Origin of the sequence: Mycobacterium sp. shizuoka-1 (assembly GCF_002723835.1) — a bacterium.
GTDB lineage: Bacteria > Actinomycetota > Actinomycetes > Mycobacteriales > Mycobacteriaceae > Mycobacterium.
Genome location: NZ_BEWG01000159.1, coordinates 1 through 23,705 on the forward strand (window position 1 = coordinate 1; position 23,705 = coordinate 23,705).

Consider the following 23,705-nt stretch of genomic DNA (forward strand, 5'->3'; position numbering starts at 1 on the left):
AGACAAGTCACTTCCCGGGTCCGCCCCCTCACGCTACAACCGCAGGGTCTTGACACAGAGAGGCGTCATTACCTCGCCCTGTTCGACGGGGTGGACGGCCGGGCGTTATGGCTCGGGCGCACCAAACGCATCGCGTCGGCCGATCAACGAATCATCCTGCACGCCAAGCACCGCGGCTGTACCCGGCCCGGCTGTGACGCCCCCGGCTATCACTCCGCAGTGCACCACGCCGCCCGAGACTGGAAGAACGGCGGCACCACCGACATCGACGACCTCACCCTGGCCTGCCCACCAGACAACCAACTGGTCGAAACCGGCGGCTGGAACACCCGCATCCTGCCCAACGGCCAGACCGAATGGATCCCCCCACCCGGCCTACCCATGCTCCACGGCGGCACCAACACCTACCACCACCCCGAGCGGCTGTTGGAGACTGAGACCGACGATCCGAACTAACCCGGTGCGGTGTCCTTGCGCGGCTGTTGTGCCACCAGCGGGGCGTCGAACGGCTGCCGGCCCAAACCGCGCGCGCCACCGGGCGATCCGAGGTCGGCGAAGAAATCCGCGTTGGCGTCGATGTAGGGCCGCCACTCGTCGGGCACTTCGTCGATGTAGGTGATCGCCTCGACCGGGCACACCGGCTCACAGGCCGCACAGTCCACGCACTCGTCGGGATGGATGTAGAGCATCCGCTCCCCCTCGTAGATGCAGTCCACCGGGCATTCGTCCACGCACGCCTTGTCCCTGATGTCGACGCAGGGCTCACCGATCACGTAGGTCATTTCGCCGCCAGATCGTCGATGGCCTGATGGGCCGCGTTGTAGCCTGGCACGAAGGTGATGCCCGGACCGCCGTGGCACCCGGCGCCGCCGAGGTAGAGCCCCTCGATCGGGATCGGCAGATCGAGGAAACCCTTGGGACCCGGACGATTCGGCCCCATCAAGTCAGGATGCAGCAGGCCGTGACAGAAGTCGCCGTCCGGCGCCCCGAACATCGTCTGCATGTGGTAGGGCGCGAACGTGATGTGCCGGATCTGGATCTCCCGGAAGTTCGGTGCGAATTTGGTGATCTTGTCGATCACCGTCTCGGCCATCTCTTGCTTGAGGCGCCCATGCTGCTCCCGCGGGGCGTCGACCGGGAACCCGTAAGCGTACGCACTGGCGGCGTGCTTTCCCGGCGGCGCCAGCGAGGGATCCGCGACCGAGGGGATCTGCATACCGAACGACGGGTTGTCCGGAAGCATTCCGGCCCTGGCCATTTCCCATTGCCGCTGCTGTTCCTCGGGGGTTCCGAACACCCCGACCGACGTCTGCATCCCGGGCTCGTTGAGCAGCTCGTAGGGTGAGGCGAACTCCGGCAGACCGTCGAGGGCGAAGTGCATCTGGATGAAGGTGGCCCGGTGATCGCGGCCGGCCAGCCGCTCCACCAGATTGCCGGGCAGATTCTCCGAGCCCACCAGGTCCACCAGCGTGAGGTCCGGGGAAAGATTGGACACCACGACCGGCGCGGTGAGCACCGACCCGTCCCGCAACCGCACCCCGGTGACCCGATCGTCGTCCACCAGGATCTGTTCGACCTTGCTGCGGTAGCGGATCTCGCCGCCGCGGTCGATGAGCAACGTCTTCAGGTGATCACATACCGCACCGATGCCACCCTCGAGCTTCGTCATCATGGTGGCATTCATGTCCGGCACGCCCATCGCGAACGCCAGACACGTTGCGCTGCCGGGTGTGAACGGACCACGATAGGTGGAGTTGATCGCCAGGAACGCCAGCATGCCCCGGATGGTCGCGTACTTGTCCTTGTCGGGGAAGTTGCGATCGATCACGTCCATGGCCGTGCCGAACAGCATCTCGTGGATCGCGCGGCGCTCCGATTCGTTTGTGGCACAGGCATACATCTCGTCGAGCGTCTTCGGTGGGGTGCGCGCTTCGAAGCGGCCGAGTGCCCGGGTGGGGCCGGTGGTCCATTCCAGCATCTTGGCCATGCCCAGAACCGAATCGGCGCCGTGCTTCTCGGACAGATGGGTCATGTATTTCATCGGATCGCTGTACATGATCATCGGTTCCTCACCGGCTTCGCCGAGATTCACCGACTGCACCTCCGCGTGGACCTGCGGGATCGTGTGCAGTTCCAAGGCCTGCGCCACTTCCGGCGCGGTCGGAAACTGCACCGAACCGGCGATCTCGTAACGGAATCCGTCGATCAGCTCGACCGTCGCAGCCATCCCGCCGGAATAGGTGTTTTGTTCCAGTACCACCGTGCGCAGGCCGTGCTGAGCCAGGACCGCCGCGGCGGTCAGGCCGTTGTGGCCGCCCCCGACGACGATCGCGTCGTAGTCACTCATTTGTTGGTTTCTCCTTACTTGACGGGACCTATCTCACGACTGTCGTGAATCGGCGAAAAGGATTGTGCGAAAATGACGTAATGACGAACATGCACGAGCGCCGCAGGACCTCGACGCGGGAGGCATTGCGGGAGGTGGCGCTGGCCAGGTTCGCCCGCGACGGATTCGCCAACGTGACCGTCGCCGAACTCGCCGACGAGGCGGGCGTCACGCAGCGCACCTTCTTCCGGCACTTCCCGACCAAAGAGGCCGTGCTGTTTCAGGATTACGAAACACAACTGGAGTGGTTCGCCGAGGCGTTGGCTCGACGCCCAGCCAACGAGTCGCTGTTCGACGCGGTGCTCGGCAGTGTGGTGAGCTTCCCACACGACTTGGAAGTCGTTCGCCAAGCGGCCATCCTGCGAGCGACGCTGCTCGAGGGTGAGCGCACCGCCGGACACCTGCGGGTGGTGCAGTCCTCGTTCGCCGAGGTGCTCACCGAGTTCGTCAGGCGCCGCTATCCCGATCTGCCCGATCTCGACCTGATCGCCGAGGTGGCCGGTGCGGCGCTGGCGGCGACCCTGGTGGCCGCGGTGGAGCGGTGGGGCCGCGACGGATGCACGACCGACCTGCGTGCGGTGGTGGCCACCAGCGTCGATCTCATCCGCTCCGGGCTTGCACCGCTGGCCTAACACGGCAGCAGGTCCTTCCACGACGCCGGCGCCTTGGACGCGCCGAGATCCGACTGCACATAGCGGCGCCCATCGGGGGTGATATAGCTGCCGGTCGCTGGGTTGTACGGGACCACCGAAGCCGGCGCCCGGCCACCGTCGGCTGTGCCGAATGCGCTGGGCGCCACGCCTGGTGGCGGTGCAACCGGCCCGTAGATGTGGTCGTCGGGATTGACCCTGCTGTCGGGCGGGACGCCTTGGGAGATCAGGTTCGGATCCAGTGGGTAGGGACCGACCGCATGTTGACGAACTGCGGTCGGCACGAACGACTGATCGCTGTCGCACATCTCGACCGTCGGTGCGCGCTTGCCCGGCTTGCCGACACACGGATAGTTCCTGGCCCCGCGCACCGCGATCGGCGAGTCCTGCGGCAGTTTGCAGTACAGGCCGTCCGGGGTGTCGATGGTGGTGGTGTCGGCGGGTGACCGCCACGACGACGGCGGCAGGAAGCCCACCGTGCACGGCGGCGGATCGCCCAGCGTGATCGCGAACTCCCCCACCGGCAGGCCGCTCGGGTTGTTGGTCGGCAAGCCGAAGGCCTGGGTGCTGGCGACCGCGGGCGGCAACAGCACGAGCAACTGCTCGAGCGAGGAGTTGTAGGTGAGAAGAATCTGGCCGAGCGCGCTGAGGTTGGCCAGCAGTACGGGCAGCGTGGGCTTGACCTGGTCGAGCAGCCTGGCGACCTCGTCGGCGGCTGCCGGGCCGGTGCGCAGCAGTGCCCGCACATGCTCGTCGTCGTCGGCGACCGTCTGGGTGACGTCGGCCAGACCGCGAGCCAACACCCGCAGCGAATCCATCGACGCGACTTGGGAATCCAGCAGGGGTGCCGAGTCGTCGACCAGCATTCTGGTGCGATCGCGCACCGAGCCGACCGCGCCGATCACGGTGGCCGAGGAGTCCAGCAGCGAGGACAGGTCATAACCGGCCCCGCGCAGGCCCTGATCCGATTCGTCGAGCAATACCGACAGTTGTTCCCCGGGAATGCTGTTCACCAGCGCGCTCACGCTGTCGAGCATCGGGCCGACCGCCTGCGGGATCGTGGTCTGCGCGGCGGAGATCACCGACCCGTCCCGCAGGTACGGACCAGATCCGCTCTGTGGCCGCAGATCGACGTACTGTTCACCGATCGCCGAGGCGCTGCGGACCTCGGCGCGCAGGTCGAGCGGGATCTTCGGCGACGTGTCCAGCGAGAGAGTCGCTTCCGCTCCGGTCTTGGTCAGCCGCAACGCGGTCACCTTGCCGACCTGCACCCCGCGATAGGTCACGTTGGAGAATCGGTACAGCCCGCCGCCGCTGGGCAGTTCCAGCGTGACGGTGATCTTGCCGATTCCCAGCAACGTCGGAACCTGCACGAACACAAAGGTCATCAGCAGCAGGCCGGTCAACGCGATGATCCCGAAGACCACCAGCTGGATGCGGACGAACCGAGTCAGCATCAACCGCCCCCGGTCGCCGGTGGTGGGTCGGTCAGGCCGGTCCGCAGCGGATCGTAGGTGTAGTTCAGATACCACGGATCCCCTGGCGCGGGAACGAGTTTGGCGTCTTGATCACCCCATCGGGTACCCAGGAACAGGGTGCGCTTGAGGCGCGGAACGGTCAGGTCGGCGACCAAGAACATGTTGACGTAGTCGCCGCGCACGGCCCGGTCGATGTAGCTCTGGCTGTACGGGTAGGTGACGGCGAAGGCCAGCGCGGTGTCGAGTTCGGGGCCCACGTCGGCCAGCGCTTTGATCGTGGGTTCGAGATTGCGCAGGTTGGTGACGAGGTCGTCCTGGGTCGCGTTGATCAGATCCGTGGTCGATTCGCTGAAGCTGCGCAGCTTGTCCAGCGCGGTGACGATGCGGGGGCGTTCCCGGATCAGGACGTCGAGGGCGGCCGGAATGCGTTGCAGCGCTTCGGTGATCACCTGCCGGTGGTCGGCCAGTGTCCCGCTCAACCGGTTGACCTGCTGGATCATGTCGATCAGGTCGGCCCGCTGGCCATCCAGCGTGCCGGCGAACGTGTCCAGCCGCCGGAGCAGGTCCCGGACCTGCCCCTGGCGTCCGGCCAGTGCGGTGTTGGCATTGCGGATGACATCGCCGATCTGGCCCAGTCCCCCGCCGTTCACCACCGCGGACAGGGTGGACAGCGTGCGCTCGGTGGACGGATAGGTCGACGACTTGTTCAGCGGGATCGTCGCGCCCGGCTGCAGCCGGCCGCTGGGTGCTTCCCCGACCGGCGGGTCGAGTTCCAGGTGCATCGAGCCCAGCAGGCTGGTCTGCCCGACGGTGGCCACCGCGTTGGCCGGGACGACGACGTCGGGACGGACGAACACCTCGACGTCGGCGTGCCAGTTCCGCAGTCGCATCGAGCCGACGGTTCCCACCACGACGTCGTCGACCAGAACCGGCGAGTTCGATTCGAGCATTCCGACATTGGCGATCTCGACGTGGAAGACGGTGGCGCTGCGCCGGTCTTCGGTGCCCGGCAGTGGCAACGAGTTCAGGTCGCGGAATCCGCAGCCCGAGGCGCCGGTCGTGATGACCACGACCGCGGCGACGGCGCACATGGGACGGAATCTCACGGCGCAGGCGCCCCCGTGTAGGCCGAGACCGCCGGTGGCGTCTCGGGGGGACCCGGGCGCGGCCCTGCGCCGCCGGGGGCCAGCGCCGGATCGGAGTAGAGCAGGTTTTCCGGTGACGGCGCCTTCATCAGATACGGACTCATCGGGAACGGGATGAGGTTGAAGCTGAGCAGCCGCATGGCCGGGCCGAGGTACTGCTCGCACAGTTTGCCGGTCTCGGCGGCGGTGGCGTTCTCGATGGCGCCGATCTGACCGCAGATGAACTGGATCGGATTGGCGAAGTCGTTGAACACGATCGAGCCGATGTTGTCGCCGGTGTCGGGGTTGTAGACGTTGTAGTAGTTGGCGAACGCATTGGGCGCGACATGCAGCAGTTGCTCGATGCTCTTGCGGTTCTCGGCCAGATTTCTGGTGACGTCGCTCAGGCGCTGGATCTGTTCGGCGGTCACCTCACGACTTCCGCCGACGAAGCGCTGCGCATCGGCGGTCGCCGTGGCGAGGTCTCGCAGGGCGGCGTCGAGATCTGCGGTGTTGTCGTCCAAAGTGCCCGCCAAGGCGGCAAGGCGGTGCTCGAAGTCGACGATCGTGGCACTGCTGTCCCGCAGGGCCGTCACCAGATTCTGCAGGCCCGTGATGATGTCGACGACGTCGCCGCTGCCGTCGGCGAATATCCGCGCGACGGTGGACAACTGAGCCAACATCTGGCGCAGTTTGGCGCCGTTGCCGCCCATCGCACCCGCGGTGTCATCGATCAGCCGCGCCAGCGCAGGCCGGGCTGACTCGCTGCTGGGCCCCAAATCGGTGGACAGCCGCATAAGCTGGGTTTTGACGTCGTCCCACTCGACGGGGACCGCAGTCCGCTCGACCGGGATGACCGCCCCGGACGGCATTGTCGGGCCGGAGTCCCGATAGGCGGGCGTGAGCTGCAGGTAGCGGGCCGCGACCAGGTTCTGCGCCACGATCACTGCGCTGGCACCGGCCGGGATGTCGATCCCCGGATCCACGCGCAGTACCACCTTGACCTGCTTGCCGATCGGCTCGATGGCATCGATCGTGCCGACTTTCACCCCGGACACCCGAACCTCGTCGCCGGGGTAGATGGCGTTGGCCGCGGTGAAATAGGCCGTGATGGTCGTGGCCGCGTAGTAGGTGTGACGAACGACGAACGCGGTGCCCGCCGCACACAAGGCCACCAACACCGCGGCGGTCGCGGCAGTGATGCGGTTGCGCATGCTCACGGTGTCCCCTCGTGCGGTGTGGGTGGAATGCCGTTGTACGGGAACGGGAACTCGGCCCGCGGTCCCGCGTTGTCGGGCGGCTGGCCCGCATCGGTTCCCCGACGGAAGCCGAAGGCGTAGTCGAAGAACGGCTGCAGGAATTCCGCGGGCACGACATTGGCGGTGAAGGCCTGGTAGTAGAAGCCGCTGGAGACCGCCTCGCCCATGGTGATCTCGTATTTGGCCAGGCCCGGAAGCGCTTTGGCGATGTTGTCGTTGTTCTTCTGCAGCACTGCCGTCACCGAGTTGAGCCGCTGCAGGGTGGGCGCGAGTGTCGCTTCGTTGTCGGCGACCAGCCCGGACAACTGCCGGCTCATCGCCGAGGTGTTGGCCAGCAGGTCCGCGATCGCCTGGCGGCGCGCGGCCAGCACGGCGACCAGATCCGAACCGTTGAGGATCAACGCGTTGACCTGCTGGCGGCGGTCGGACAGGACCCCGGCGAGATCGGAAGCGTTGCGCAGCAATTCGCGCAGGGTGTCGTTTCGGCTGTTCATCGATCGGGACAGCCGGGTCAGGCCGTCCAGGGTGGGCCCCAGCTGCGGCGCCATCGCGTCGACGGTGTCCGACAGTGTCTCCAGCGACTGGTTCAGCGACGCGGTGTCGACCCCGGCTGCGTTCGTGGTGAGGTCGCCGACGGCGTCGGTGAGCACGTAAGGCGACGACGTGCGTGACGCCGGGATCACGTCGGACGGTTTCTGCGTCCCGGTACCGGACGGGACGAGGGTCACGATCCGGGCGCCGAGCACGGTTCCGGTCTTGATGTGCGCGGTGGTCTGGGAGCCCAGATGCACGGAGCCGTCGACGGTGAAGGTGACCAGCGCATCGCCCCGCACCAGGGCGATGGCCGAGACGGTTCCGACCTTGATCCCGGAGATCACCACGTCGTTGCCGGTGGCCAGCCCGCCGGCCTCGGCAAACACGGCTTGATATCGGACCTGGGTCGCCCACGACCAGAGCCGTTGCGGCGCAAGGCCGACCAACACGACCAGCACTGCCACCGAGACCCCGATGAAGCCGGCTCGGATCAGCGACGTGCCGCGGTATCTGCTCATCACGGTTCGGCGCACCGCCCGCCGGTCTGCTTGAGCCAGGGGAACACCGCGGTCCGGCCCTCCAGGTCGGTGACGCGCACCGACATGCCGCACACGTACATCTGGATGAAGCTGCCGTAGGCGCCGAGCCGGGTCAGCTTGCGGTAGTTCTCCGGCGCCTTCGCCAGTGCCCGATCCACTCGGTCCTTGTCCTGGTCCAGCAGCGGTGCCACGCGGTTCAGCTCGTTGACCACCCCGGCCAGCGGCGAGCGGGCGTTGGCCAGCAGGTCCGACAACGATGCCGTGCCCGCGTCCAGCGCATCGATGGCCGTGCCGATCGGGTCGCGGTCGGCGGCGAAGCCGGTGATCAGTTTCTCGATCCGGTCGACCGCCGCCGAGAACTGGTCGCCCTCGGTGGTCAGCGCGGACAGCACCACTTTGAGGTTGTCGATCAGCTGCTGGATCACGCTGTCGTTGTCGGCCAGCGCGTTGGTGAACGAGGCCGTCTTGGTGAACAGCGACTCGACGGTGCCACCCTGGCCCTGCAGGATCTGCACCAGCGAGGAGGTCAGCGCGTTGACGTCGCTCGGGCTCAGGCTCTGGATCACCGGTTTGAGGCCGCTGAGCAGCAGGTCGAGGTCGAGTGCCGGCTGGGTGCGGTCCATCGGGATCTGCGAACCGGCGGGCAGCATCGCCGTGGGCCCGGGCGCATCGACCAGCTCCAGGTAGCGGTCGCCAACGAGGTTGAGGTAACGGACGGCCAGTGTGGTGGCGGTGGTCAGCACGACGTCGCGGTCGGCCTCGAAGGTGACCAGTGCGGTGGCGTCGTCGCGCAGCGTCACCGTGTCGACGGTGCCGATGCGGATGCCCGCCGCCCGCACACTGTCACCGGGCTTGAGCCGCGACACGTCTGCGAACACCGCGGAGTAGCCGTTGGTGCGACCGGTGCGGTACTGGGCGAAGGTCATGAACAGAAACGCCGTCGCCGTGACCATCACGACCGCGAACGCGAAGAATTTGACCGCGGTCCCCCGCGCCGATCGCCTCACCCCGGCTGTCCGATCTGTGCGGAGTTGCGCGGCGGCCCGTCCAGCGGGCCGTAGAGGATCTGCTTGAGTCCGTCGGAGTTCAGCAGCACCCCCTGGTTTCCGTACTGCGCGGGATTGGCGCCCACGTCGGTGACCAGGAACGGCGGCTTGGTGTTCGGTGCCAGGTGTGGCAGCCCCTGGTCGGCACAATGCGGTCCGCCGGTCGCGGCGACCTTGGGCAGGTCGGCCGGATAGCGATACCGTTCCAGCCCCAGGGTGAAGCTCACCGACACCACGGCGCCCGGATCGGGTTGCGGGGGCGCCAGGGCGATCGGGATGAGGCCGGCCAGTGTGCAGTTCAACGCGTCGTGGTAGCGGTTGGCCAGGTCGGTGGTGGGCACCAGCAGGCGAACCACGTCGGTGACCGCCTGCCGGTTGCCGTCGACGACGTCGGAGCCGACGGTGGCGAGCCCGATGGCGCTGAGCAACAAGGCATCCAGATCGGCCTGCCGGTCCACGATCGTGGCACTGATCCGGGTCGCGTTGTCGGCGGTGCGCATCAGGTCGGCGGCCGCGTCGGCGTAGGAATCGGCTGCCACGTCGGCGGCGACGATGTCGTGGCGCAAAGTGTCCAGGCCGGGTTCGAGCTCGGCCAGCAGCGCGTCGAAATCGGAGAACATCCGCCCCAGTCGGTCACCCCGGCCGTTCATCGCCCCGGCGAGCGCACCGAGAACCTCGTTGAGCTTCTCCGGCTGCACCTTCGACAGCACTGCCGTCAGTTGCTGGAAGACGGTGTTGATCTCGACCGTCACGTTGGATGCCTCGATGACCTGACCCGAGCGCAGCGGTTGCGCCGACGGATCGTCCGGCGCTGACAGTTCGACCATCTTGGCGCCGAACACCGTCGGCGACGCGATGTCGACCCGGACGTTGGCCGGGATCAGCCGAACCTGGGCGGGGTCGATCGAAAGGTGCAGCACTGCTTGGCCGTTCGGGCTCTGGTCGATCGACGAGACGGTGCCGACCTGGACCGCGCGCATCTTCACCTTGGCGCCCGGATTCATCACCAGACCGGCGCGCGGCGAGAGCACCGTGATCGGCACGCCCGCGCTCACGTCGCCGCGAAACATCAGGACGGCCGCGCCGATGACGGCGGCCACCAGCACGACGGAGGCCAACCCCACTGCGGGGCGAATAGCGCTTCGCAACGTCGACGTCGCGTCGTGCTGAGTCACGTCGGCACCCTCCCTGGCTCCGGGAGAATAAGTACCACATTCGTGTCATAAGTGACGGTGTTTATGTCATAACTGACGCAAATTTTGGCGCGGCGAATCCCCGCCTCGGATCGACGGAGAGTTCTGCGGGGTTACGAGGCGGCGGCCAGTGGGGCGGCCGGCGCCCGGCGCCCGGCGCGCCGCCGGGCGATCCACGCGGCCACCACCGCACCGATCGCCCCGAGCGTGGCCGTGGTCAGGATCGCCGGCCCGGTGTTCGCCATGATCAGGTAGCCGAACGCCGCGGCGACCGCGAGCAGCGTGTAGCGCGCGGTGGTCCAGTGCGCCGGATGGCCGAACCGGGTGCCGACCACCATTCCGAGCACCAGGGCCACGCCGTGACCGACGTTGGTGAAGTCGCCGCCCGAGACCAGCGCCGAGCCGAAGGCCACCGCCAGCCACCAGCCCGTCCACGCCACACGCCACCGTCGCGGTATCGCCGCGGTGAGCGCGCCCAGGACACCGACCGCCCCGTAACTCATGCCGACATCGGTCACGTTGACGATGGACCAGGACGTCAGCCCGGCCGCCAGCGCGGCGGCGAGCCCGGCGGTCACCAGCACTGTGGCCCCGACGTGGCCGACGACGAACGCCACCACCATGCGGCGGCTGCGCCACAGCAGTTCGGCCAGGCCCAAGATGGCGAACAGCCCGGGCAGCCAGACATAGATGGGGCCCTGCTCGATGACGAACGCGCTGCCGATCAGCGTCCCGAGCCGGCCCTCACCGAGATTGTGCAGGTTGGTACTCGCGTGCCAGATGACCTCGGTGCGGATGTGCGGCCCGAGCACGAACAGCGCGGCCGCGACCGCCGAGAGCGCGGCGGTGTAGCCGACGGTGACCCGAACGCGGGCCAGCCGCGACAGCAGTGCGAGAAACATGTCTCCTCAACTATGCCTGCGCTTCGAGGTCGTCGGCATCGTCCTCGACTGGCAGGTCCCTGCGGGTTTTGAGGCGGTACATCGCCAGATCGGTCGGCACGCCGGCGGCGCGCGGCGCGAACATCGCCCGCCTGATCCGCTTCACCGACACCCCGAGCGACTCGAGTTGCTCGGGCTCGATGAGCTCCAGGGTTTTCTCGGAGACGATCAGCCCGCCCCGAGTGGCCCGCTCCATCACCCGGGCGGTGATGTTGACGTCGACCCCGAGCCAGTCGGCGCCGATGCGCTGCGGGCGACCGGTGTGGATGCCGGCCCGCATCCGGGGCGTATAGCCGTCTACCTCGACGGTTCGCACCGCGTCGCGCGCGGCCATGGTGGCTCGCACCGCGGTCAGCGGGTCGGCGAAGACGGCCATGATCCCGTCGCCCATCCGCTTCACGATGTGCCCGCCGGCGTCCAGCAGCGGCGGCTCGACGACCTGGGCGACCCGGCGCAGCAGCCGCAGCGTGGCGTCGTCACCAGCCTGCAGCGACCAGCTGGAGAACCCGACCAGGTCGGTGAACACCAGCGTCACCTCCCGGTTCGCCGGTCGGCCGGAGACGCGTTCGGTGAGCGCCTGCCACAGCTGAAGTGTGGCCAAACTCACCTCACGGGTGGCGGCCTCCCGGTCGCGCAGCAACCGATCGGCGGCACGCGCGGCAGCCCGGGCACCGCCGGCGCCGTCCGCGGAGAGTGGGTCGCCGAAGTCGGGATCCCCGGGCAGCATCCGGCGCGCACGACGAACCAGGGCGATGATGCCCGGATTGTGGTTGGTGTTGTGCCACCACGCGGCGGGCCCACGCCCGGGTTGGTTGACGTCAACGAGGGAATCGGGTTGATCGTCGAACGGCTCGACGTCCACAAGATCAAGCCTAGGCAACGCATTTCGGACCGGCCAACCTGGTGTGACGCGGTCGACGTATCACTCTGCCAAACGACTGGTCACAGGTTCGTCGCCGTCATAGACAACGCTCGTTGTCAGCTTTATCGTGAGTCGATGAGGTCAACGACGACCACCCGCACCGCCCCACCGACCCCGCTCGGGCCGGACTCACTCACCTGGAAATACTTCGGTGACCTGCGCACCGGGATGCTCGGGGTGTGGATCGGGTCGCTGCAGAACATGTACCCGCAGCTGGGTGCGGGCGTGGAAGAGCACTCGATCCTGCTGCGCGAGCCGTTGCAGCGGGTCGCCCGGTCGGTGTACCCGATCATGGGTGTGGTCTACGACGGCGAACGCGCCCGCCAGACCGGCGAACAGATCAAGGGATTCCACCGGGACATCAAGGGCGTCGACAGCGCCGGCCGCCGCTATCACGCGCTGGACCCCGAGACGTTCTACTGGGCGCACGCCACGTTCTTCATGCTGATCCTCAAGGTCGCCGAATACTTCTGCGGCGGGCTGACCGAGGCCGAGAAGCGCCAACTCTTCGACGAACACGTGCAGTGGTACGCGATGTACGGCATGAGCATGCGCCCGGTCCCCGAGACCTGGGACGAGTTCTGCGAGTACTGGGACCGGGTGTGCCGCGAGGAGCTGGAGATCAACAAGGCAACGCTGGAGATCTTCGACATCCGGATCCCCAAGCCGAAGTTCGTCCTGATGCCGACGCCGGTGTGGGACCAGTTGTTCAAACCGATGGTGGCCGGGCAGCGCTGGATCGCCGCCGGCCTGTTCGACCCCGCGGTGCGCGAGAAGGCCGGGATGCGCTGGACGCCCGGCGACGAAGTGGCACTGCGGCTGTTCGGCAAGGCCGTGGAACTGGCGTTCTGGGCGGTCCCCGACGAAATCCGCCTGCATCCGCGGGCGCTGTCGGCCTACCGGCGGGCCGCCGGGCGGATCCCGGCGGACGCTCCGCTGGTCGAAGCGCCCGGTTTCATGGCACCCCCTAAAGACCGCCGCGGCATGCCCATGCACTATGTCCCTCGACACAAAAGCCTCGTCGAACGAGCGGGGTCGCTGGTCCACACGACGTTCTCACTTGCCGGTTTGCGGCCCGCCCGAGGACGTTCCGCCGCCGCCTGAACCGGAGAACCCATGATCGAATGGTCCGACGTCGATATTGCCGTGCGCGACGCCGTCCGCGAGTTCGTCGACAAAGAGGTGCGTCCGCACATCGACGACCTCGAGAGCGGCGATATGGAGCCCTACCCCATCGTCCGGAAGCTGTTCGCCACCTTCGGTATCGATGAGATGGCGCGCGAGTCCCTCACCAAGCGGCTGGCCCGGATGCGAGAGGGCAAGGAGTCCAAGTCCGGCGGTGGCGGTGGCATGTTCGGCGACGGCGGTTCGGCCGGAATGGGTTTCGTCCTGATCAGCGAGCTGTGCCGGGTGAGCATGGGACTGGTCACCGGGATGGGCGTCAGCCTCGGGCTGACCGTGCCCACCATTCAGAGCCGGGGCACGCTGGCCCAGCAGGAGCGCTGGCTACCGGAGTTGGTGACGTACGAGAAGGTCGGCGCGTGGGCGATCACCGAACCCGATTCCGGTTCGGATGCCTTCGGTGGCATGAAGTCCTATGTGGTACGCGACGGTGACGACTACATCCTCAACGGGCAGAAGACCTTCATCACCAACGGACCCGACGCCGACGTCGTCGTGGTGTACGCCAAGTTGGACGAAGGCGACGGGGCCGACAAGCGCGACCGCAAGGTGCTGACGTTCGTCCTGGATCGCGGCATGGAGGGTTTCGTCCAGGCCAAGCCGTTCCGCAAGATGGGTATTCACAGCTCGCGCACCGGTGAGCTGTTCTTCAACAACGTGCGTCTGGGCCGTGACCGGCTGCTCGGCGAGACCGAGGAGAACAAGTCCGGTGACGGCCGGGACAGCGCCCGGTCGAGTTTCGCCGCCGAGCGGATCGGCGTGGTGTCGATGGCGCTCGGGGTGATCGAGGAATGCCTGCGGCTGTGTACGGACTACGCCCGGACCCGCACATTGTGGGGCAAGGAGATCGGTCAGTTCCAGTTGATCCAGCTCAAGCTGGCCAACATGGAGGTGGCCCGGATGAATGTGCGCAACATGCTGTTCCGGGTGATCGAGTGCGGGCAGAGCGGCACCCCGATCTCACTGGCCGAGGCGTCGGCGATGAAGTACTACTGCTCGCAGGCGGCGACCGACGTGGCCATGGAGGCGGTCCAGTTGTTCGGCGGCAACGGGTACATGACCGAATACCGGGTGGAACAGCTTGCCCGCGATGCGAAGTCGCTGATGATCTACGCCGGGAGTAACGAGGTGCAGATCACCCACGTGGCCAAGGGATTGCTCAGCGGGTAGAGGGTTGGTGCCCGCCTCTGAGCGACAGATCGCGGGCTTCGGCTCGTAGCGCCGCCACCCGCTGATGGATGCGGTGCTCTGTCCCGCGCGGGATGCCCCATTTCGCCGCGTAGAGGCCGCGTCCGAGGGGACGGACTCGGTCGTGGACCCGTTCCCATCGCAGCGCATCCGAGATCGCCTTGGACGGCCTGCCTGCCACGGCAAAGCCCCAGTCGTCGAGCGCCACGACCAGATCGGCAACGGTCGTGGGGCCGTTGAGCTGCAGATAGCGGGTCAACACGTAGCGGAGGTTCGTCCCCCGCAGCACCAGCGGGTTGGTCATGCCGCCAAGGTTGCACAGCGCACTGACACGGGCTGAATTGTCGCTGCGAGGCGGGCACCAGCCCTGTTAGTCCGCTAAGCCGCCACTACCGAGGGCACGGACGAGCGCCCGATGCACCGCGCTGCGGCCCAGCGCAACCTTGAACGCGTTCTGGCTCAGCGGGCGGGCACCCGACATCGCCTGCTCGGCGGCGCCGCGGAGCACCGCATCGTCCGGCCGCTGCCCGGCCAGCACTGCCTCCGCGGCGGGCACCCGCCATGGCAACGGTGCCACGCCGCCGAGCGCAATCGCAGCGGACTCGATCACCCCGTCAATCAGCTCGACACCGACCGCCACCGACACCAGCGCGAACGCGTAGCTGTGCCGGTCGCGCAGTTTCAGGTACCACGAGTGGGCGGCATACGGTGACGGCGGCAACTCCACGGCGAGAACGAGTTCGGCCGGCCGCAAGCGGTTTTCCCGCTGCGGGGTGTCGCCGGGCAGGGTGTAGAACTCCGCGATCGGAATGCTCCTGGCCCCGTCCGGGCCCTGCACGTGCACGACAGCGTCGAGGATGCTCAGCGCCACCGCCATGTCGGAGGGGTTGACGGCCACGCAGTGCTCGCTGGCCCCGAACAGCGCGTGCTCGCGGTGGAACCCGTCGAGCGCCGCGCAGCCCGAACCCGCCACCCGCTTGTTGCACCGGTCGAATTCGGTCTGCATGAAATACGGGCAGCGGGTGCGTTGTAGCAGGTTTCCGCCCACGGTCGCCATGTTGCGCAACTGCGTGGTGGCCCCGCTCAGGATCGCCTGCGACAACACCGGGTACTGCGTCCGGATCAACGGATGGTTGGCCACCGCGCTGTTGGTGACTCCGGCACCGATGCGTACCCCGCCGGTGTCGGTGGCGGTCACCGACGTCAATCCCAGACGCCGGATGTCGACGAGCGTCGATGGCTGCAGCACACCGTTTTTCATCAGATCGACGAGGTTGGTCCCGCCGGCGAGGTAGGTGCCGTCGGTGTCCTGCGCGGAGCGGATCGCGTCGTCCACCGAGCCGGCGCGCCGAAAGCCGAAGGTCCTCACGGCGACATCTCCTGCGCGGCGGCAGCCACCGCGTCGACGATGTTCGCGTACGCCCCGCACCGGCAGATGTTGCCGGCCATCCGCTCCCGGATCTCGGTCTCGGTCAGGGCCGGCCTGCCGTCGAGCGCGTTGGCGCGGTTGCCGTCGAACGATGCCGCGGACAGATCACCGCGGGCGTGCTCGCGCAGCAACGCATGCGCCGACGAGATCTGGCCCGGTGTGCAGTACCCGCATTGGAAGCCGTCGTGGTCGAGGAACGCCTGTTGGACCGGGTCGAGCGTGTCGTCGGTGCCGATCCCCTCGATCGTCGTCACCGCCGAGCCGTCCAGCGACACCGCCAGCGCCAGGCAGCTGACGACCCGTTCGCCGTCCAGGGCCACTGTGCACGCGCCGCACAAGCCGTGATCGCAGCCTTTCTTGGTGCCGGTCAGCGCGAGTCGTTCCCGCAGCAGGTCCAGCAGGGTGGTGCGGACATCCACCGTCATAGGGTGCGCGGTACCGTTGACCGTCAGCGTGATGTCCTGGTGGGAAACGGATTCCGTCATATCGGCCTCAACAGGTTCTCGACGGTGATCGGCAGCTCGCGGATCCGGCGACCGGTGGCATGGAAGATCGCGTTGGCGACCGCCGCTGCGACACCGCACACACCGATCTCGCCGATGCCGCGCACCCCGATCGGGTCCAGACCGAAATCCGGTTCGTCGACGAACGTGATGTCGAAATCGGGCCGATCGGCATGGGTCGGGACGTAGTACTCGCCGATGAGCTGGGCGGTGCTGGTGTCGTAGGGGACGCGTTCGAGCAGCGCCATGCCCACCCCGAACGTGATGCCGCCCATCACCTGGTTGTGCGCCAGCGCCGGATTGAGCACCCGCCCACAGTCCATCACCGCGACCCAACGGGTCACCGCCGCACGCCCGATCTCCTCGTCGACCTCCACCTCGCAGAAGTGTGCGCCGAACGACTGCGAGACACGGTCGCGCCGGCGTCCCCCGTCCACGGAGACCGTGAAGCTCAGCTCGTCCAGATAGCGCTGCCCGCCGAGGGCGATCAGCTCGGCGACCGCCATCCGGTGATTCGCGCTGACCACGTCGCCGTCTTCCACTCGGAGCAGGTCGCCGCCGTGAAACGGTGTTCGAGTGTCCGCTCCGACCAGCGCGACCAGCCGGCTGTTCCATTGCGCGGCAGCCGAATGCACGGCCGATCCGACGGTTGCCGTCGTCTGTGACGCTCCGCTGTAGGGGGCATCCGGGAACGCCGAGTCCCCGGACTCGAACACCACCTGCGCGGGCGACAAGCCACTGGCGTCGGCAGCGACCTGCCCCATGACCGTGCGGACACCCGTCCCGATCTCGTGGGTGGCCGAGGCGAACCGCACCGTGCCGTCGGCGGTGGTCGTCACACGGCACGACGCGGGCATCCGCCGGCCGGGGTAGGTGGCGGTGGCCATCCCCCAGCCCAGCCGAACACCGTTGTCGGACAACGACCGCGGCGCGTGCGGCCGCTTGTCCCAGCCGAACCGTTGTATCCCGATCTCGTAGCAGTCCAACAGATGCTTGCCCGACCAGGGTTTGCCGGCGGCCTGGTCGACATCGGCGTGGTTGCGGATGCGCAGCTCCACCGGATCCACACCGAGCTCGACGGCGAGTTCGTCCATCGCCGATTCCAGCGCGAACAACCCGGGCGCCTCCCCCGGGCCGCGCATGAAACATGGTGTGGGCTCGTTGATCCGCGCGACCCGGTGCGAAACGACCAGCCGCGGGGTTCGATACAGCATGCGACTGGACAACCCGGCCGGCTCGCAGAAGTGCGCCACCGTCGAGGTCTCGGTGACGGTGTGGTGTTCGATGCTCTGCAATGTCCCGGACCCGTCGGCGACCAGCCTCACCTGCTGGCGGGTGCGCGGCCGGTGCCCGGTGGAGGAGAACATCTGGGTGCGGGTCAGGACAAGCGAGACCGGGCGTCGGATCTCCCTGGCGGCGACCGCGCACAGCACGACGTGCATCCACAGGAAGCTCTTCGAGCCGAACGCTCCGCCGACCAATGGCGCCACCACCCGCACCGACGACTCCGGCAGGCCCAGATACGCTGCCAGCGCGGCCCGTTCGCCGGTGATCCAGCGGGTGGTGTCGTGCACGACGAGCTGGTCGCCGTCCCACTCGGCGATGGTGGCCGACAGTTCGATCGGGTAGTGCGCGTGGCGCGGTGTGGTGTACTCCCCGGCGATGCGCACCCCGCCGGGCGGTTCGTCGGCCGGGCCGCGGTGGTCTTGCAACTTCTCCTCGTCGAGCTTGACGAAGTGATCCGGCAGGTAGCTGCCGTGGCGGATCTGGCCGTCCTTCTCGTCGGGCGGCGGCGCGGCGCCGAGCACCGCGTCGATGTCCGTTGCGGCCGGCTGGACCTCGTAGTCCAAGTCGAACAGCGAGGCCGCGTAGGTGGCGTCCTCCGGTGTCTGCGCGACCACCACCGCCATGTGCTGTCCGACGTGCTGGACCGTCAGATCCGACAACGGCGGTCGCCGCTCCAGCGGCAGGTCGAAGGTCAGATCCACCGGAAGGGGCTGCAGCGCCGGGCAATTCAACGGAGTGAGGACGTAAAGGACGCCAGGCGCGGCGGCCGCCCGGGCGCTGCTGCGCCGAAGCGACTCCGCCGTCACCACGCCGTGTGCCTCCTCGGACTGCACGAGTGCGGCATACGTCAGCCCGTCGACCACGGTGTCGGCGGTGTAGCGGGCTCGACCGGTGACCTTGTCCCGGCCCTCGACCCGGGCGACCGGCCGCCCGACCTGCGTCACGTGAACGCCCTGGTGTACTGCGGCGGGTACGGCAGCGCCACGCCGAGAGCGGCGGCCGCGCGGCGCACCCACGCCGGGTCACGCAGCAACGCCCGAGCCAGGAACACCGCGTCGGCCTGCTGGTCGTCGACGATGCGCGCAGCTTGTTCGGGTTCGGTGATCAGTCCGACCGCCGAGGCAGGCACGCCGGCCTTGCTGCGCAGCGCCTCGGCGAAGGCCACCTGGTAACCGGGGCCCACCGGGATCGCGGCGTCCGGCACGAGCCCACCGGTGGAGACATCCATCAGGTCGACGCCGAGTTCGGTGAGCCGGGTGGCGAGCACAACGGACTCCTCGAGCGTCCAGCCCGGCCGCGGGTCGTCGGTGTCACCGGCCAGCCAATCCGTTGCCGACACCCGGAAGAACAACGGCAGCTCGTCCGGCCACTGAGCGCGGACCGCCGACACCACCTCGACGGCGAAACGCAGGCGGTTCTCCAAGGATCCGCCGTAATGGTCGGTGCGAGCGTTGGCGGCCGGGGACAGGAACTGGTGAATCAGGTAGCCGTGCGCGCCGTGCAGCTCCAGCACCCGGAAGCCGGCCTGGGCCGCCCGGCGGGCCGCCGCGGCGAACGCGTCGACGATCGCGGCGATCTGTGCGGTATCGAGTTCGGCCGGCGCAGGCAGCCGCCCGAACGGCACCGCACTGGGGCCGACGGTCGGCCAGCTCTGCGGCGACCGGGTCTCGTCGGGCCAGGGCCGCCCGGTCGAGCCCTTTCGCCCGGCGTGCACAAGCTGGATCCCCGGGACCGCGCCCTGTCCGGAGATGAACTCGGTGATGCGGCGAAAGTGTGCCATCTGCAGGTCATTCCACAAGCCAAGGTCGTAGATGCTGCTGCGGCCCACCGGGTCGACCGCGGTCGCCTCGGTCATCACCAGCGCCGCACCCCCGACCGCACGGGCACCGAGGTGTTGCAGATGCCAGTCCGTCGGCGACCCCATCTCCGGGCCGTCCGGGACCGCCGAGAACTGCATCATCGGTGACATCCACGCCCGGTGGGCGAAGGTGACTCCGCGCAGCGTCAACGGGCTGAAGAGCTCGGTCACGATGCCACCAACGGGGTCCGACGCTGCGCCCGCACCCCAAGAAAGGCGTGGGCGGCGCGGTGCAACGCCGCCGCACCCGGCCCGTGCTCGACGGCGAACCGCGCCGGGTCCGTCTCGGCCATGTCGAAGGGATAGTCGCTGCCGCAGAGGATCTTGTCCGCCCCGGCGATCTCGGTCAGCAACGCCAGCTGCGCGGTGCCGTGGGTCACGGTGTCGAAGTACAGCTCACGGATCGTCTCGCCGGGCGATCGGATCGCCCGGGCACTGACGTCGGTACGGGCCGACCAGGCATGGCTCCATCGCCCCACCAGACCGGGGGCGCAACCGCCGCCGTGCACGAAACAGATGCGCAGGTCGGGTAGTTCGTCGACCAGACCGCTCAGGAGCAGCGTGGCCACCGCGGTGGCGGATTCGACCGGATTTCCGATCAGGTTGCTCAGGTAATAGCTCGACCATTCGTCACGGGCCAGCTGCATGGGGTGCACCAGCACGGCCAGATCGAGCCGGGCGGCCTCGACCAGGACGTGCCGCAACGGGTCGCTGTCCAGCGAGCCGCTGCCCACCAAGGGCGGAATAGCCACGCCGGCGATGCCCTCGATCGCGGCCATCGTCTCCAGGTGACGGGTGGCCTGCGCGTTGTCGCCGAGGGCGACCATGCCCAACCCGGCCAACCGGCCACCGTGGCCCGCGACGACCCGTCCCAGCGCGGTGTTGAAGGCGTCGGCATAGCCGCTCGCATCGGCGCCGGCGACGAGCGGAAACGCGAACGGCGGCGCCGACAGCACCCGCACGCCGACGCCGGCCCGGTCCATGTCGGCGACAGCCGCTGCCGGATCGCTCATCGCGTCGGTGGCGATCGACAGCGGCAGATCACCGAGATAGAGCTGTCCGTCGCGGTCGTGCATCGGTCCGTAAGGAGCGCCCGGCGGCAGGTCGAACAGCTCTCGGGGCAGCCAGTGCGCGTGGACGTCGACGACGCCGTCGGCGATCGGGGTGGTGATCACCTGGCGGCCAGGTCGAGGGCGGCGTTGGCGCTGTCCAGATGCTCCACGGTGGTGAACACCAGATCATCCTCACCGATGTTCTCGATGTCGTGCAAAAGGAACTCGCCGGGGCCGAAGTGGAAATGTCGCGTCTCGCCGGCCTGATACGAAACCTCGCGCACAGTGCCGTCGTGGGTGTGTTGCCGGCTACGGCCCGCCTTGACCGCAGTCCAGAAGTAGTCCAGCACATGCCGGTGTGCGTGCCAGCGCTCACCGGGAGCCAGCCGGATCTCCCAGACTCGGACCCGGTCGTTCTGGCTCAGCAGCCGCGACCCGACGTGACCGTCGTGGGCGTGTTCGGTGAACTCGAGGCGCAGCCAATCGGGCCAGGTTTCGAAGTCGGTGGCGACCAGTTCGCCCGCCAGCGGCAGGTCGACCAGGAAAGTGTTGTCGGACATCGGTTTTCCTTTCACAAGTGGTTAACGTCCGGGTCCGTACAACCCGAAACGAAGGTCTGGGTCGCCGGGCACCCAGGTGTTGCGGAACTGGGAACGCTCCCCCATGTCCACGACGCGGCGCAGCAGCGCGTCGCTGAGCTGGAGCTGGGCCGGTTCCCATTTGGTCAGCGCCGAGACGATGTCACCGCCGGCCTCGTCGAGGGCGCCGGCCAGCGCCCAGGCGTCGGCGGCCGCTTTCGCGGTTCCCGCCGCGGCGTGGGGACGCGACGCGCAGGCGGCGTCACCGATGAGCGCGACTCGCCCCTGAGCCATCCGCGCCGACCGCACATCGGAAAGCACCTGTAGATAGGGTGTTTCGGTGGCGGTGACCACCTCGGCGACCGCGGGGGCGAACAGCTGCTGCGCCGCGGCACGCATCTCGGTGACGTAGCGGTCTTGGACCTGTCCGGGGTGCACGGACACCGCACCGTGGAAACCTCGCTTGTCGATCAGCATCTCGGTCAGGTCGGGTCCCGGTGTGACGTTGCGGTACCAGACGTAGTTCATCAGCCGCTGCCCGACGTCCAGGCCGTCCTCGCCGGGGATCGGGTACATGGTGATGTGGGTACCCGGGGCCAGGTTGTAGGTGATGGCGTCGTCGAGGGTCACGCGGGTCTGCTCGCCCAGCGCCGACCACGCCACGGTGCCCCGCCAGCCGATGTAGCCGGAATAGGCCAGGGTGGCGTCGGGGTCGAAGCGCTCCCGTGCCGTCGAGGTGATCCCGTCGGCGAACACGACCAGATCGGCCGAGGCGGTGGCGCCGCTGACGAATCGCACCGTGGCCCGCTCCGCGTCCTGGCTGAAGCCGCAGGCGTACTCGCCGTGGTGGTAGTGCTCGATACCGAAGTCCGCCAGCAGCGCCCGGTAGAAGGTCCCCCAGGAGGTATAGGTCCAGGTGGCCTTCTCCCGATGCGCGATCGCGCCGTCGCGTTGCAGGTACTGGATGTAGGACGTCGAGGTGCGCAGATCGGCGAGGTCCTGGCTGCTGCGTTCGGTGAACCACCGCACGGTGTCGGGTTGCAACACGATGCCGCTGCCCCGCCCGTCCAGTGCGGTCGGGGTGCGTTCGTAGACGTCGACCTGGAATCCCAAGTCGCGCAGCAGCAGTGCGGTGGTGAGGCCGCCGATGGATCCGCCGACGACGACGGCCGTTGCGCAGGTGTACGCGGTCATGACTGGTTCTCCTCGGTGGGCATGGGTGCGCCCTTGGTCTCGGTGGCGAAGGCCAGGCCGACGACGGCGATCAGGCCCAGGGTGGCGACCCAGGCGGTGGCCTGGCCGAGGTTGCCGCCGAACCAGGTCGTCGCGATGACACCCGCGGTCAGCGGCCCCAATGCGGTGACGTAGCGACCGACGCTGTTGCACACCGCCAGCGCGGTGGCGCGCACGCTGGGCGGAAACAGCTCCGGCGCATAGATGAAGGTGCCGGACAGCGCACCGAACAGGCCGAAGCCGAGAATCGGCATGGTGGCGATGAATTCGGGGTAACTCCGGTCGAACGGGAACGCCCACGCGATGGCCGCGGCCGAGACCGTGAAGCTCATCAAGAACGTCGTCTTGCGGCCGATCAGGTCGGCGATGAACCCCCAGGAGGCGTACCCGACGACTCCGCCCGCGTTGAACAGCATGGCGGCGAGCGCGACGCGGTGATCGGCCGTACCGGCAGGCAGTCCGGCCGCGGCGGTGAGCTGCCTGATGATCTGGGGGTACCAGGTCGACACGCTCCAGAAGGCGATCAACGCTCCAGTGGCCAGCGCCGTGCACACCAGCATCGGGCGCAGGAACGGCGTGCCGAACAGCCGCCACAGCACGAACCGGTCATGGACTGTACTCATGCCCTGCGCTTTTCGCTGCCGACGGGAATGCAGGTGAGCGCTGATCTCCGGCGGCTCGGGCACGAAGCGCCGGATGAACCACACCACCAGAGCGGGCAGGCCGGCCAGCATCAGCATGGCCCGCCAGCCCTGACCGCCCAGCAGGGCGTAGGCGCCGGCGGCGGCGAAGAAGCCGGCCGCATAGCCCGACATCATCACGCCACCGGCCCGTGCACGGAATCGGTTGCGCCAGGTCTCGGCGATCAGCGCCGCCCCCACCGGCGCCTCGACCCCGGACCCGAGACCCGCGATGAACCGCAAAATGCCCAGCTGCCACCAGTTGTCGACGAACGCCGCCGCCGCACTGAACACCGCATAGGTGAGGATGCCCGCGGAGAGCACCCGGGTGCGGCCGAAATAGTCGGCCAGGATCCCGAACAGGATGCCGCCGGTCGCCCAGCCGGCCAGGAACAACGCCATCGTGAGGCCGCCGTAGAGCCCGATGGCGGCACGGTCGGCGTCGATCCCGCTGTTGGGCAGCAGCTCGGTCATCGCGGGCCCGAGGACCAGCACGTAGAGACTGCCCGCGAAGCCGTCCAGGCCCCAGCCCAGCGTGGTGCCGGCCAGCACCAGCCACTGCGTCCGGCTGATCTCCTGGCGCCAGCCGGCGCCGGCGGTCGGCGCGGTGCGCTCAATGGTCATGAGATCCCCTCACTGCGTT

The 23,705-nt window shown here is 68.1% G+C and carries 23 protein-coding genes; 4 read left to right on the top strand and 19 right to left on the bottom strand.

Annotated features, from left to right (window positions below):
- Nucleotides 1-456, top strand: a 456-nt coding sequence (locus MSZK_RS31500) for an HNH endonuclease signature motif containing protein (protein ID WP_233211623.1), incomplete at its 5' end; no start/stop codon positions are given.
- Here the strand turns inward: MSZK_RS31500 and fdxA are convergent.
- Nucleotides 453-782 carry a ferredoxin gene (gene fdxA / locus MSZK_RS31505; protein WP_099252415.1) on the bottom strand — a complete coding sequence of 110 codons (330 nt, stop codon included), beginning with the start codon at nt 780-782 and terminating at the stop codon, nt 453-455. The two genes, MSZK_RS31500 and fdxA, sit on opposite strands and share 4 nt — an antisense overlap.
- Nucleotides 779-2,347 carry an NAD(P)/FAD-dependent oxidoreductase gene (locus MSZK_RS31510; protein ID WP_099252416.1) on the bottom strand — a complete coding sequence of 523 codons (1,569 nt, stop codon included), beginning with the start codon at nt 2,345-2,347 and terminating at the stop codon, nt 779-781. The genes fdxA and MSZK_RS31510 overlap by 4 nt, the downstream gene beginning before the upstream one ends.
- Before the next feature lie 80 nt (nt 2,348-2,427).
- Here MSZK_RS31510 and MSZK_RS31515 point away from each other — a divergent pair, with 80 nt between their 5' ends.
- Nucleotides 2,428-3,018 carry a TetR/AcrR family transcriptional regulator gene (locus MSZK_RS31515; RefSeq protein WP_099252417.1) on the top strand — a complete coding sequence of 197 codons (591 nt, stop codon included), beginning with the start codon at nt 2,428-2,430 and terminating at the stop codon, nt 3,016-3,018.
- On the opposite strand, the gene MSZK_RS31520 is transcribed toward MSZK_RS31515, so the two are convergent.
- The 8 genes from MSZK_RS31520 to MSZK_RS31555 all read right to left on the bottom strand — a co-directional run bounded on the left by MSZK_RS31520 (nt 3,015) and on the right by MSZK_RS31555 (nt 12,012).
- Nucleotides 3,015-4,493, bottom strand: coding sequence for an MCE family protein (locus tag MSZK_RS31520; protein ID WP_099252418.1), 1,479 nt, complete (start codon nt 4,491-4,493; stop codon nt 3,015-3,017). The two genes, MSZK_RS31515 and MSZK_RS31520, sit on opposite strands and share 4 nt — an antisense overlap.
- Nucleotides 4,493-5,605, bottom strand: coding sequence for an MCE family protein (locus tag MSZK_RS31525; protein WP_099252419.1), 1,113 nt, complete (start codon nt 5,603-5,605; stop codon nt 4,493-4,495). Before MSZK_RS31525 ends, MSZK_RS31520 begins: the two co-directional genes overlap by 1 nt.
- Before the next feature lie 11 nt (nt 5,606-5,616).
- Nucleotides 5,617-6,852, bottom strand: coding sequence for an MCE family protein (locus MSZK_RS31530; RefSeq protein ID WP_233211627.1), 1,236 nt, complete (start codon nt 6,850-6,852; stop codon nt 5,617-5,619).
- Nucleotides 6,853-6,854: 2 nt separating this feature from the next.
- Complete coding sequence (locus tag MSZK_RS31535) at nt 6,855-7,949, bottom strand: MCE family protein (protein ID WP_099252421.1); 1,095 nt, start codon at nt 7,947-7,949, stop codon at nt 6,855-6,857.
- Nucleotides 7,949-8,977, bottom strand: coding sequence for an MCE family protein (locus tag MSZK_RS31540; protein WP_255414270.1), 1,029 nt, complete (start codon nt 8,975-8,977; stop codon nt 7,949-7,951). The genes MSZK_RS31535 and MSZK_RS31540 overlap by 1 nt, the downstream gene beginning before the upstream one ends.
- Nucleotides 8,974-10,191 (bottom strand): MCE family protein, encoded by a 1,218-nt coding sequence (locus MSZK_RS31545; RefSeq protein ID WP_371411426.1) that lies wholly within the window; start codon nt 10,189-10,191, stop codon nt 8,974-8,976. Before MSZK_RS31545 ends, MSZK_RS31540 begins: the two co-directional genes overlap by 4 nt.
- Nucleotides 10,192-10,322: 131 nt before the next feature.
- A complete protein-coding gene (locus MSZK_RS31550; protein ID WP_099252422.1) occupies nt 10,323-11,111 on the bottom strand; it encodes a rhomboid-like protein in 789 nt (262 codons plus the stop codon).
- A gap of 10 nt (nt 11,112-11,121) precedes the next feature.
- Nucleotides 11,122-12,012, bottom strand: coding sequence for an adenylate/guanylate cyclase domain-containing protein (locus tag MSZK_RS31555; protein WP_099252423.1), 891 nt, complete (start codon nt 12,010-12,012; stop codon nt 11,122-11,124).
- Nucleotides 12,013-12,147: 135 nt separating this feature from the next.
- Between MSZK_RS31555 and MSZK_RS31560 the strand changes: the two genes are divergently transcribed.
- A complete protein-coding gene (locus MSZK_RS31560; protein ID WP_099252424.1) occupies nt 12,148-13,176 on the top strand; it encodes an oxygenase MpaB family protein in 1,029 nt (342 codons plus the stop codon).
- A gap of 12 nt (nt 13,177-13,188) precedes the next feature.
- Nucleotides 13,189-14,424, top strand: coding sequence for an acyl-CoA dehydrogenase family protein (locus MSZK_RS31565; RefSeq protein ID WP_099252425.1), 1,236 nt, complete (start codon nt 13,189-13,191; stop codon nt 14,422-14,424).
- On the opposite strand, the gene MSZK_RS31570 is transcribed toward MSZK_RS31565, so the two are convergent.
- From MSZK_RS31570 to MSZK_RS31610, 9 genes are all read right to left on the bottom strand, one after another.
- Nucleotides 14,414-14,746 carry a hypothetical protein gene (locus tag MSZK_RS31570; protein ID WP_099252426.1) on the bottom strand — a complete coding sequence of 111 codons (333 nt, stop codon included), beginning with the start codon at nt 14,744-14,746 and terminating at the stop codon, nt 14,414-14,416. The two genes, MSZK_RS31565 and MSZK_RS31570, sit on opposite strands and share 11 nt — an antisense overlap.
- A gap of 66 nt (nt 14,747-14,812) precedes the next feature.
- Complete coding sequence (locus tag MSZK_RS31575) at nt 14,813-15,811, bottom strand: xanthine dehydrogenase family protein subunit M (RefSeq protein ID WP_099252427.1); 999 nt, start codon at nt 15,809-15,811, stop codon at nt 14,813-14,815.
- Nucleotides 15,808-16,356, bottom strand: coding sequence for a (2Fe-2S)-binding protein (locus MSZK_RS31580; protein WP_099252428.1), 549 nt, complete (start codon nt 16,354-16,356; stop codon nt 15,808-15,810). The genes MSZK_RS31575 and MSZK_RS31580 overlap by 4 nt, the downstream gene beginning before the upstream one ends.
- On the bottom strand, nt 16,353-18,605 hold the full coding sequence (locus tag MSZK_RS31585) for a xanthine dehydrogenase family protein molybdopterin-binding subunit (RefSeq protein WP_099252429.1): 2,253 nt from the start codon (nt 18,603-18,605) through the stop codon (nt 16,353-16,355). The genes MSZK_RS31580 and MSZK_RS31585 overlap by 4 nt, the downstream gene beginning before the upstream one ends.
- Nucleotides 18,602-19,690, bottom strand: coding sequence for an NADH:flavin oxidoreductase/NADH oxidase (locus MSZK_RS31590; protein ID WP_099252430.1), 1,089 nt, complete (start codon nt 19,688-19,690; stop codon nt 18,602-18,604). Before MSZK_RS31590 ends, MSZK_RS31585 begins: the two co-directional genes overlap by 4 nt.
- Nucleotides 19,687-20,694, bottom strand: a complete 1,008-nt coding sequence (locus MSZK_RS31595; RefSeq protein WP_099252431.1) for an amidohydrolase family protein — start codon at nt 20,692-20,694, stop codon at nt 19,687-19,689. Before MSZK_RS31595 ends, MSZK_RS31590 begins: the two co-directional genes overlap by 4 nt.
- On the bottom strand, nt 20,691-21,131 hold the full coding sequence (locus tag MSZK_RS31600) for a hypothetical protein (protein WP_099252452.1): 441 nt from the start codon (nt 21,129-21,131) through the stop codon (nt 20,691-20,693). The genes MSZK_RS31595 and MSZK_RS31600 overlap by 4 nt, the downstream gene beginning before the upstream one ends.
- 21 nt (nt 21,132-21,152) lie before the next feature.
- Nucleotides 21,153-22,343 carry an FAD binding domain-containing protein gene (locus MSZK_RS31605; protein WP_099252432.1) on the bottom strand — a complete coding sequence of 397 codons (1,191 nt, stop codon included), beginning with the start codon at nt 22,341-22,343 and terminating at the stop codon, nt 21,153-21,155.
- Nucleotides 22,340-23,686 (bottom strand): MFS transporter, encoded by a 1,347-nt coding sequence (locus MSZK_RS31610; protein ID WP_099252433.1) that lies wholly within the window; start codon nt 23,684-23,686, stop codon nt 22,340-22,342. The genes MSZK_RS31605 and MSZK_RS31610 overlap by 4 nt, the downstream gene beginning before the upstream one ends.
- Nucleotides 23,687-23,705 lie beyond the last annotated feature (19 nt).